Source organism: Pseudomonas sp. 2,4-D, from assembly GCF_030418155.1.
Lineage (GTDB): Bacteria > Pseudomonadota > Gammaproteobacteria > Pseudomonadales > Pseudomonadaceae > Aquipseudomonas > Aquipseudomonas alloputida.
Map to the genome: position 1 here is coordinate 55521 of NZ_JAUHUI010000035.1, position 10399 is coordinate 65919.

Annotated in this window: 9 protein-coding genes; 8 read left to right on the plus strand and 1 reads right to left on the minus strand. The window is 64.0% G+C overall.

From position 1 onward, the window contains the following. The first annotated feature begins 48 nt into the window (after positions 1-48). Positions 49-564 (plus strand): helix-turn-helix domain-containing protein, encoded by a 516-nt coding sequence (locus QYE47_RS21085; RefSeq protein ID WP_301159118.1) that lies wholly within the window; start codon positions 49-51, stop codon positions 562-564. A gap of 17 nt (positions 565-581) precedes the next feature. Here QYE47_RS21085 and QYE47_RS21090 read toward each other — a convergent pair whose 3' ends face one another. Continuing rightward, positions 582-1475 (minus strand): LysR family transcriptional regulator, encoded by an 894-nt coding sequence (locus QYE47_RS21090; RefSeq protein WP_301159126.1) that lies wholly within the window; start codon positions 1473-1475, stop codon positions 582-584. 134 nt (positions 1476-1609) lie between these two features. Here QYE47_RS21090 and QYE47_RS21095 point away from each other — a divergent pair, with 134 nt between their 5' ends. The 7 genes from QYE47_RS21095 to QYE47_RS21125 all read left to right on the plus strand — a co-directional run bounded on the left by QYE47_RS21095 (position 1610) and on the right by QYE47_RS21125 (position 10188). Next, positions 1610-2770, plus strand: a complete 1161-nt coding sequence (locus QYE47_RS21095; protein ID WP_301159119.1) for an acyl-CoA dehydrogenase family protein — start codon at positions 1610-1612, stop codon at positions 2768-2770. A gap of 93 nt (positions 2771-2863) precedes the next feature. After that, positions 2864-3805: a tripartite tricarboxylate transporter substrate binding protein gene (locus QYE47_RS21100; protein ID WP_301159120.1), complete on the plus strand. Its 942-nt coding sequence runs from the start codon at positions 2864-2866 to the stop codon at positions 3803-3805. A gap of 4 nt (positions 3806-3809) precedes the next feature. Next, complete coding sequence (locus tag QYE47_RS21105; RefSeq protein WP_301159121.1) at positions 3810-5030, plus strand: CaiB/BaiF CoA-transferase family protein; 1221 nt, start codon at positions 3810-3812, stop codon at positions 5028-5030. Between the two features lie 16 nt (positions 5031-5046). Then, positions 5047-7110, plus strand: coding sequence for a 3-hydroxyacyl-CoA dehydrogenase NAD-binding domain-containing protein (locus QYE47_RS21110; RefSeq protein WP_301159122.1), 2064 nt, complete (start codon positions 5047-5049; stop codon positions 7108-7110). Positions 7111-7157: 47 nt separating this feature from the next. Further along, a complete protein-coding gene (pcaF, locus tag QYE47_RS21115) occupies positions 7158-8366 on the plus strand; it encodes a 3-oxoadipyl-CoA thiolase (protein ID WP_301159123.1) in 1209 nt (402 codons plus the stop codon). A 14-nt stretch (positions 8367-8380) separates the two neighbouring features. Next, complete coding sequence (locus QYE47_RS21120) at positions 8381-9130, plus strand: electron transfer flavoprotein subunit beta/FixA family protein (RefSeq protein WP_301159124.1); 750 nt, start codon at positions 8381-8383, stop codon at positions 9128-9130. 125 nt (positions 9131-9255) lie between these two features. Then, positions 9256-10188: an electron transfer flavoprotein subunit alpha/FixB family protein gene (locus tag QYE47_RS21125; RefSeq protein ID WP_301159125.1), complete on the plus strand. Its 933-nt coding sequence runs from the start codon at positions 9256-9258 to the stop codon at positions 10186-10188. Positions 10189-10399: the final 211 nt, after the last annotated feature.

The window sequence follows — 10399 nt, forward strand, 5'->3', positions numbered from 1 at the left end:
AACGTGACGCCCGGCTCAGTTTTGCTCGTGATTCAACAGGATGTGGAGATGCAGGACATGATCCGGGCCGAAGATCCTGTTTTGCCTGCCTTGATCACCTTGTTTGAGAACGAACTCAACTGCGGCATGCTGGGCGGCCAACTCTATGTGGACGCCTTGAAGGCTCAACTGTGCATTCACATGTTGCGCCAATACGCCAAGGTCGTTTTTCGGGAATACCGCTCTTATGGCCGACTGTCTCCGGCGCAGTGTCGGCTGGTGGTGCAGTACATAGAAGAACACCTTGATCAGAATATTTCACTGCAGGATCTGGCAGGACTGGCCCAGTTGAGCGTCTTCGCTTTCATGCGTAAGTTTCGAGCCGAGTTTCAGTGTGCTCCACACGCCTATGTACTGGATCAACGGGTCAAGCACGCCCAGCGACAACTGGCGCGTCCGGACGTTCCGCTCAAGGTGGTGGCCGCCAACTGCGGGTTTTCAGATCAGAGCCACATGACCCGCGTTTTTAGACGTGTTCTCAACGTGACCCCTGCCGAGTTCAGGCGGTCTTGCGCCAGCACTTGAGGCGCTTGGGCCCAGCATCACGACCAGCGGGCAGCCTTGTTGATGATGAAGTCGATGAAGGTGCGCACCGCCAGTGTTTGATACCGCCCCGGCATCCGCAACAGGAATAGCCGGGTGCCAAAAATACTGAGGCGCCATGGATCCAGCGCGGTGACCACGCGTCCCGTTCTCACGTCTTCCTGAACGACATAGCTGGGGACCAGACCGATACCCAGTCCCGACAGAATCGCCTCGCGCAGGAACTGAAAGTTCTCGGACGCCAGCGTCGGGTTCAGCGTGACCTCCTGGCGCACTTCATCCCTGTAGGCCGCCAGGCGCAGTTCACGCCCCACCACCGACGATGTGATGAGCGGCAGGCGCCGCAGGGCTTCCAGATCTTCAGGCAGACCTGTCGTCCGGGCAAACCCGGTCGAAGCACAGGCCACGTAGCGCACCTGCGCCAGCTCTCGGGCCACCAAGGCCTCCGGCGGCTCTGACATGACGCGGATGGCGACGTCCACCTCGTCGCGCAGCAAGTCGTCCACACGGTTTTCAAACAGCAGCTCCAGGCTGATCTCGGGATACTGGCGCTTGAACTCCAGCAGCCAGTCGGTCATGACCAGTTGCCCGAAGCCGGTGGGCACGCTGACCCGGACGGCCCCATGGAGACCACGCCCCAGCATGGTGATGGCCTCCCTGGCTGCGGCGAGTTCGTCCCGGATGGCGCAGCCATGCCGGTAGAGCGTCTGGCCGATTTCGGTGGGTTCGATGCGCCGGGTCGTTCTGCGCACCAGTTGCACGCCCACCGACTTCTCCAGCTGCTGCAGGTGGTAGCTGACGTTGGCGCGGCTGACTTTCAGTTTGCGCGCAGCACTGCTCAGGTTGCCGGCATCCAGGATGTCCACCAGCAGCACCAGTCCGGTCAGGTCCATGGATTGATTGTCAAACATGATTTGACAGAGTGTTAAAGATTGGCCTGATTGTCAAACCAATCCGCGAACCACACAATCCCCCTGACCCCTACAAAGCCCCGTCTCAAGGGCACAACCCTGGAACTTCGAACGACATGGCTCTCGACTCAGAAACCTTTTCTCTGCTCAAGGACAGCGTGCAACGCTTCATCCGCGAGCGTCTGGTCCCCGCCGAAAACAGCGTGGAAGAACTGGACGACGTCCCCTCGGACATCGTCGATGACATGAAGGAACTGGGGCTGTTTGGCCTGTCGATTCCCGAGGAGTTTGGCGGCATCGGCCTGTCAATGGCACAGGAATGCGAAGTGGCTTACGAGCTGGGGCAGACCGCGCTAGCTTTCCGTTCCGTCGTGGGCACCAACATCGGCATTGGGTCCCAGGGCATCCTGATGGACGGCACCGTCGAACAGAAAGCTGAGTACCTGCCCCGCATCGCCAGTGGCGAACTGATCATCTCCTTTGCCCTCACCGAGCCCAACGCCGGGTCGGATGCCGCGGCGCTGCAGACCCGCGGCGTCCGGGACGGTGACGACTACCTGCTCAGTGGCAGCAAACGCTACATCACCAACGCGCCACGTGCTGGCGCCTTCACGCTGATGGCGCGCACCGACGGCCCTGGCGCGGGCGGTATCTCGGCCTTCATTGTTCCCTCGCACTTGCCCGGCATCACCCTGGGCAAGCCGGACAAGAAGATGGGTCAGCGCGGCACCAAGACCTGCGACGTGAACCTGGACAACGTGCGTGTGCCGGCGGCCAACATCATTGGCGGTGTGCCGGGCAAAGGTTTCAAGACGGCCATGAAGGTGCTGGACCGCGGCCGTCTCCACGTTTCCGCGCTGGCCTGCGGCATGGCGCAACGCATCCTGCAAGAGTCGATTGCCTATGCCCAGGAACGCAAGCAGTTTGGACAACGCATCGGAGACTTTCAGCTGGTGCAGGCCATGCTGGCCGATAGCCAGGCCGAGCTGCTGGCCGGGTGGTCCATGGTGAAGGCCGTGGCGCAGCGGTACGACGCCAAGCCGTTTGGTGTGACCGACCCCGAGGTGAGCATGCAGGCCTCGTGCACCAAGCTTTTCACGACCGAGATGGTCGGCCGTGTGGCGGACCGCGGCGTGCAGGTTCATGGTGGCGCGGGCTACATCAACGAATACAAGGTCGAGCGCTTTTACCGCGATGTGCGCCTGTTGCGCCTGTACGAGGGCACGACGCAGATCCAGCAACTGATCATCGGCAAACACCTCATGCGCCAAGACTGAACAGCCTCCACCCATCATCCACGTCCCAACCCTCGGAACAGCGCCATGTCAAAAAACCCATCCCCATTCATGAACCGTCGCCAACTCTTGTCCATGAGCGCACTGACCATCGTGCTGCCTGCGTGGGCACAGTCCGGCTATCCGAGCAAACCGATCACGATCCTGGTGCCTTTCCCCGCAGGCGGTACCACCGACATTCTTGGTCGTCTGGTGGGACGTCATCTGGCCACCCGTTTGGGTGGGACCGTGGTGGTGGACAACAAGCCCGGTGCGGGCGGCGCCATCGGTTCCGCGATGGTGGCCAAGGCAGTCGGTGATGGTCACACGCTGCTGATGGGAACGATCGGAACGCATTCCATCAACCAGTACCTCTACAAGAAGCTGGCCTACGATCCTTTCAAGGATTTCGCACCGATCGGTCTGGTCGCCATGGTCCCGAACGTGTTGGTCGTGAACCCGTCCCAGCCGATCAAGACGGTCAAGGACCTGATAGCGGCCGCCAAGGCCGCACCCGGCAAGCTGACCTACGCGTCAGCCGGCAACGGAACCTCGATTCATTTGTGCGGAGCCATGTTCGAGCAGATGGCCCAGGTTTCCATGGCGCACGTGCCTTATCGCGGCAGTGCACCGGCGATCACGGATTTGCTGGGTAACCAAACCACTTGCATGTTCGACAACCTGCCATCGGCCATGCCTCACATCAAGTCTGGTGCACTGCGTGCGGTTGCGGTGACAACGGCCAAGCGTTCCGCAGCGCTGCCGGATGTGCCCACGATTGCAGAGTCCGGCGTTGCGGGATACGACGCCAGCTCGTGGTTTGGGATGTGGGCTCCGGCGTCGACGCCGGCCAGCCTGGTCAGCCGCCTCAATGAAGAAATCAGGCAGATCCTGGCGCAGCCCGATGTCAAGCAAACGCTCAAGGAGCAGGGTGCGGAAGCCGCACCAGACAGTGCGGCGCAGTTTGCCGCCTTCATCCAGACCGAGGCCGCCAAATGGTCGAAGGTCGTTCAGACAGCCAACGTTCAACTGGACTGAACACATGGGCGCTCTCAGTCATGTGCGGGTCCTGGACCTGACGCGGATACTGGCCGGCCCCTGGTGCACGCAGACGCTGGCCGATCTGGGCGCGGATGTGATCAAGATCGAACGCCCCGGCCAGGGCGACGACACGCGGCAATGGGGCCCGCCGTATGCGCGCGATGCTTCGGGGCAAGACACGACCGAAGCCGCTTACTACCTAGCGGTCAACCGCAACAAGCGATCGGTCACGCTCGACATCTCCACAGCGGAAGGCCAAGGCCTGATCCGGCGCCTGTTGGCCGAATGCGATGTGCTGGTCGAGAACTTCAAGGTGGGTGACATGCAGCGCTACGGGCTTGACCACGAGAGCCTGCGCAGCGAACACCCGGGCCTCATCTATTGTTCGATCACGGGCTTCGGGCAGACCGGTCCGTACGCGCCACGTGCGGGCTACGACTTCATTGTGCAGGGCATGGGTGGATTCATGAGCGTCACCGGTGAGCGTGACGGCCTGCCCGGCGCTTCGCCCCAGAAGGCCGGGGTCGCGATCGCCGACCTGTTCACTGGCGCGCACGCCACCATTGCGATCCTGGCCGCGCTGAACCACAAGGAGCGCACCGGAGAAGGCCAGCACCTGGACATCTGCTTGCTGGACACGCAGGTGGCCATGATGGCGAATATGGCGACGAACTACCTGGCCACGGGATCGCCGCCGGTGCGCTGGGGCAATGCGCACCCCAACATCGTGCCTTACCAGGTGTTCAAGGTGGCGGATGGCTGGGTCATCGTGGCTTGTGGCAACGACGGGCAGTTCCGCAAATTGACACAGGTCGCAGGTCAGCCCGAACTGGCCGACGATCCGCGCTTTGCCAGCAATCCCGCTCGCGTGCGGCACCGGGATCAACTGGTGCCCTTGCTGGAGGCGCTGATGCTCCAGCGCGAGCGCGACGAATGGATCCGGCTGCTGGAGGCTGTGGGTGTGCCTTGCGGTCCCATCAACGACATGGCCGATGTGTTCAAGGACCCACAAGTGCTCGCACGGGGCATGCGCCAAGAGCTGCCCCATCCCACGGCCGACCAGGTCAGTGTTCCCGGCAGCGCCCTGAAGCTCTCGGCCACGCCGGTGAGCTACCGCAGAGCGCCACCCCTGCTGGGCCAACACACGCACGAAGTCCTCCAGTCGCTGGCCGCCTTGTCCGACGACGAACTGGACACGCTGAAGAATCGCCAGATCATCTGAATCCCTGACCTACCCCATGACCCAACCACCACTGACAGCTCAACGTGTAGCACGTGTTGAACTCAACGCCCCTCCCGTCAACAGCCTGGGCATCACGCTGCGCAAGCACATCGTTGAATCGATCCGCGCAGCCGAAGCCGATCCGCAAGTGGCGGCGATCGTGCTCATCGGCACGGACAAGGCCTTTTCGGCCGGCGCCGACGTGGCCGAGTTCGGCACGGCCCTGCAGTTTGAAGCGCCCATGTTGCGCGACGTCATCGCGGCCATCGAAGCCTGCCAGAAGCCGGTGGTTGCGGCCCTCTCCGGCGTGGCCCTGGGCGGTGGCCTGGAGCTGGCGCTGGGATGCCATGCGCGGGTGGCATTGGCCTCCGCCCGCCTGGGCACGCCTGAAATTCAGCTGGGCCTGATCCCCGGCTCGGGCGCCACCCAGAAACTGCCTCGGTTGATGGGCGCTGATCGTGCGCTCGCGATGATGAGCTCGGGGCAGGCCCAGACCGCAGAACAGCTGTCGGATTCGGGACTGCTGGACCTGGTGGTGCGGCAAGACCTGTGGGCCGCAGCCTCGACCCTGGCCCTAGAACTCGCAGAGCAAGCCCTGCCGTTGCCGCGCGCACGCGACCAGACCGTCGATGCCGCCACCGTCGATCAGGCGGCTGAAAAAGCGTCTGCGCGGTTCAACAAACGCCAGCGCGCACAGCCGGCCTACCTGGCCCTGATGGACGCTGTCAGGGCCAGCGCGCTGCCGTTTGACGAGGGCATGCTGCGTGAGCGCGAGCTGTTCCTGTCGCTGATGCAAAGCAGCGAAGCGGCCGCCTTGCGCTACCAGTTCCGGGTGCAGCGGGAGTCGGCCAAGCTGCCGACCAACCTTTCAGCAACACCGCGTGCTTTCGACCATGTCGCCGTGATCGGCGCCGGCACCATGGGAACGGGTATCGCCATTGCCGCCCTGGAAGCCGGGCTGCAGGTCAGCTTGCTGGAGCAGTCGGCGGATGCGTTGGAGCGAGGTTCGTCCCGCATCGCCGAGCACTTTGCGTCACGGGTGAAGGCTGGCAAGGTCGATGCGGCCACGGCCGAACGCCTGCTGGGCCTGCTGACGGCGACGCTGGACTGGCCTTCGTTGCAGGCAGCAGACGTGGTGATCGAGGCCGTGTTCGAGGACCTGGCGGTCAAACAATCGGTGTTTCGCCTGATCGACCAGCACGCCCGGGTGGGCGCTGTCCTGGCCACCAACACCTCTTACCTGGACACCGATGCGATCGCGTCGGTGACGTCCCGACCGCAGGATGTTCTGGGTCTGCACTTCTTCAGTCCGGCCAATGTCATGAAGCTGCTGGAAGTGGTTCAAGGCAAGGACAGTGCCGCGGATGCGATGGCCACGGCCATGGCCCTGGGCAAACAGCTGAAGAAGATTCCCATTCTCTGTGGCAACGCCTTCGGTTTCATCGGCAACCGCATCTACAACGCCTACCGCAAGCAGTGCGAGTTCATGCTGGAAGACGGGGCCTGGCCCGAGGACGTCGACCGGGCCCTGACCGACTTCGGTTTCGCCATGGGACCGTTCGCCGTGGCCGATCTCTCGGGTCTGGACATCGCCTGGCGCATGCGGCAGGCCGGCGCCGCCACCCGCGACCCGCGGGAACGCTATGTGCACATCCTCGACCGTTTGTGCGAGATGGGCCGCATGGGGCGCAAGACCCAGGCGGGCTACTACACCTACACCGACGGCAAGGCCAGCCCCGCCACCGACGAGGTGGTGCGTGGCGTCATCGCGCAGGCCTCTGCAGCGCGCGGCATTGAGCGCTCGCCACTGTCGGCCGAGACCATCCAGCGCCGAGCCCTGCTGGCCATGGTGAACGAAGCCGCGCTGCTGTTCAGCGAAGGGGTGGCGCACCGCGCGGGCGACATCGATGTGGTGCTGGTCAACGGCTACGGCTTCCCATCCTGGGTGGGCGGCCCCGTGCACTGGGCCCGGACCGAGCCCCGCGCCCGTCTGGATCAGGAACTGGATCGGCTCATCGCAGCGAACGGTTTTGGCGCGGCGCGCGCCACGCCGGCCATGCTGGACCGTCTGCTCGGCTGAACCGCGCACTTTTTTTTCTTGTCTTTTCTCTTCACTTGATTTCTGTCATGACCACTTCCCAAGCCTTCATCTGCGACGCCATCCGCACCCCTTTCGGTCGCTACGGTGGTGCACTGTCTTCTGTGCGAGCCGACGACCTGGGCGCCATCCCCTTGCGAGCACTGATGGTCCGCAACCCGAACGTGGACTGGGCGTCTGTTGTGGATGTGATCTACGGCTGTGCCAACCAGGCCGGCGAAGACAACCGCAACGTCGCCCGTATGAGCAGCCTGCTCGCAGGTCTGCCGCTGGAAGTACCCGGCGGTACCGTCAACCGCCTGTGTGGTTCGGGGCTGGACGCCATCGGCACAGCTGCACGCGCCATCAAGGCCGGTGAAGCCGGCCTGATGATCGCGGGCGGGGTGGAAAGCATGAGCCGCGCGCCCTTCGTGATGCCCAAAGCCGAGAGCGCCTTCAGTCGCAACAACGCCGTCTACGACACCACCATCGGCTGGCGCTTCGTCAACAAGCTCATGAAAGCCCAGTACGGTGTGGACTCCATGCCCGAGACGGCCGAGAACGTGGCGACCGATTTCAAGATCGAGCGCGAAGCCCAGGACCGCATGGCCCTAGCCAGCCAGATGAAGGCCGTGGCCGCGATCAAGGCCGGGCACCTGGCGCGCGAGATCTGTGCTGTGAGCATCCCGCAGAAGAAGGGCGACGCCCTGATCGTGGACACCGACGAACACCCGCGCGAAACCAGCCTGGAAACGCTGGCCAAACTGAAAGGTGTGGTGCGGCCCGACGGCACCGTGACGGCGGGCAACGCCAGCGGCGTGAACGACGGCGCCTGCGCGCTGCTGCTGGCCGACGAAGCCACCGCCGCGAAGAACGGATTGACCCCCAGGGCCCGCATCGTGGGCATGGCCACGGCGGGGGTGGCACCGCGCATCATGGGCATCGGCCCGGCGCCCGCGACGCAGAAGGTGCTGGCGCTCACCGGTCTGACGCTCGAACAGCTGGACGTGATCGAACTCAACGAAGCCTTCGCCGCGCAAGGCCTGGCGGTGCTGCGCACCTTGGGGTTGAAAGACGACGATGAGCGCGTGAACGCCTGGGGCGGCGCCATCGCGCTGGGTCACCCGCTGGGCGCCAGCGGCGCGCGCCTGGCCACCACGGCGGTCAACCGCCTGCACGCCACCGGCGGTCGCTACGCGCTGTGCACCATGTGCATCGGGGTGGGGCAGGGCATTGCATTGATCATCGAACGCATCTGAAGGGAATCAACACCATGAAGGTCATCGTCCCCGTCAAACGCGTGGTGGACTACAACGTCAAGGTGCGCGTCAAGGCCGACCAGTCCGGCATGGACCTGGCCAACGTCAAGATGAGCATGAACCCGTTTGACGAGATCGCGGTCGAAGAAGCCGTGCGCCTGAAAGAAAAGGGTGTCGTCACCGAAGTCATCGCCGTCTCCTGCGGCGTCACGCAGTGCCAGGAAACCCTGCGCACCGCCATGGCCATCGGCGCCGACCGCGCCATCCTGGTGGAAACGGCTGAAGAACTGCAGCCGCTGGCCGTGGCCAAGCTGCTCAAGGCCCTGATGGACAAGGAACAGCCCGGCCTGGTGATCCTGGGCAAGCAGGCGATCGACGACGACTGCAACCAGACCGGCCAGATGCTCGCCGCGCTGGCCGACCTGCCGCAGGGCACTTTTGCGTCCAAGGTCGAAGTGGTGGACGGGAAAGTCAATGTGACCCGTGAAGTCGACGGTGGCCTGGAAGTCCTGAGCCTCACGCTGCCGGCCATCGTCACCACCGACCTGCGCCTGAACGAGCCGCGTTATGTGACGTTGCCCAACATCATGAAGGCCAAGAAAAAGCAGATGGACATCGTCAAGCCCGAAGACCTCGGTGTGGACGTGAGCCCGCGCCTGAAGACCCTGAAGGTCTGCGAGCCGCCCAAACGCGGTGCGGGCATCAAGGTGGCCGATGTCGCCGCACTCGTCGACAAGCTGAAAAACGAAGCGAAGGTGATTTGACCCCCCCGCGTCGCCTGCGGCGTCACCCCCCAGGGGGCGCGCCTGGTGGCCCGGCAAAGCCGGTTCCACGGGCGCCTGGAATCAAGACACCTCGCTCATCGAACACTGTTTAAGGAATTCAAGTCATGACCGCACTCGTCATTGCCGAACACGACAACGCCAGCATCAAAGGCGCCACGCTCAACACCGTCACCGCCGCCGCCCAGTGCGGGGGTGAGGTGCACGTGCTCATCGCCGGCCACAACGCCGGCCCGGCCGCCGCAGCCGCGGCCCAGATCGCCGGCGTCGCCAAAGTCATCCACGCCGACGCCGAGTACCTGGCGCACGGCCTGTCCGAGAACATGGCCGCCCAGGTGCTGGCCATCGCATCGAACTACAGCCACCTCCTGTTCCCGGCCACGGCCAGTGGCAAGAACATCGCCCCGCGAGTGGCCGCCAAGCTCGACGTCGGCCAGATCAGCGACATCACCAAGGTGATCGCCGCCGACACGTTTGAACGCCCCATCTACGCTGGCAATGCCGTGGCCACGGTTCAGAGCATGGACGCCACCCACGTCATCACCGTGCGCACCACCGGTTTCGACCCGGCAGCAGCATCCGGTGGCAGCGCCGCGGTGGAAACCACCGCCGCTCTGGCCGACAGCGGCAAGAGCACCTTCCTGGGCAGCGAAATCGCCAAGAGCGACCGCCCCGAACTCACCGCCGCCAAGATCATCGTCAGCGGCGGCCGTGCCCTGGGCAGCGCCGAGAAGTTCAACGAGGTCATGACGCCGCTGGCCGACAAGCTCGGTGCGGCACTCGGCGCGAGCCGTGCTGCGGTGGACGCGGGCTATGCGCCCAACGACTGGCAGGTCGGCCAGACCGGCAAGATCGTGGCGCCGCAGCTGTATGTGGCCTGTGGCATCTCGGGTGCCATCCAGCACCTGGCCGGCATGAAGGACAGCAAGGTGATCGTGGCGATCAACAAGGACCCCGAGGCACCGATCTTCTCGGTGGCCGACTACGGCTTGGAGGCCGACTTGTTCACCGCTGTGCCGGAACTAGCGGGTGCGCTGTAAGTACCCTGAATATGAATAAAAAGCGGGCGCCTTGCAGGCGCCCGCTTTGCATGTGGGAGAGATCACTCAGTCCAGCGACCAGGTGGCCGCCATCTCCGGGCGCTGGCTGTATCCCGCATACCAGGAAGCCACATAGGGGTCTCCTCGTTTTCAGTGCAATAAGTGACGGTACGAAAAGCTAGCACTGGCGCGGAGGTGGTGTTGGTAGATC

Bases quoted from the DNA above. Each gene is read 5' to 3' on its own strand.
- QYE47_RS21120 (WP_301159124.1), top strand. From the start codon at position 8,381: ATGAAGGTCATCGTCCCCGTCAAACGCGTGGTGGACTACAACGTCAAG.
- QYE47_RS21100 (WP_301159120.1), top strand. From the start codon at position 2,864: ATGAGCGCACTGACCATCGTGCTGCCTGCGTGGGCACAGTCCGGCTAT.
- QYE47_RS21085 (WP_301159118.1), top strand. From the start codon at position 49: ATGCAGGACATGATCCGGGCCGAAGATCCTGTTTTGCCTGCCTTGATC.
- QYE47_RS21090 (WP_301159126.1), bottom strand. From the start codon at position 1,475: ATGGACCTGACCGGACTGGTGCTGCTGGTGGACATCCTGGATGCCGGC.
- pcaF (WP_301159123.1), top strand. From the start codon at position 7,158: ATGACCACTTCCCAAGCCTTCATCTGCGACGCCATCCGCACCCCTTTC.
- QYE47_RS21105 (WP_301159121.1), top strand. From the start codon at position 3,810: ATGGGCGCTCTCAGTCATGTGCGGGTCCTGGACCTGACGCGGATACTG.
- QYE47_RS21110 (WP_301159122.1), top strand. From the start codon at position 5,047: ATGACCCAACCACCACTGACAGCTCAACGTGTAGCACGTGTTGAACTC.
- QYE47_RS21095 (WP_301159119.1), top strand. From the start codon at position 1,610: ATGGCTCTCGACTCAGAAACCTTTTCTCTGCTCAAGGACAGCGTGCAA.
- QYE47_RS21125 (WP_301159125.1), top strand. From the start codon at position 9,256: ATGACCGCACTCGTCATTGCCGAACACGACAACGCCAGCATCAAAGGC.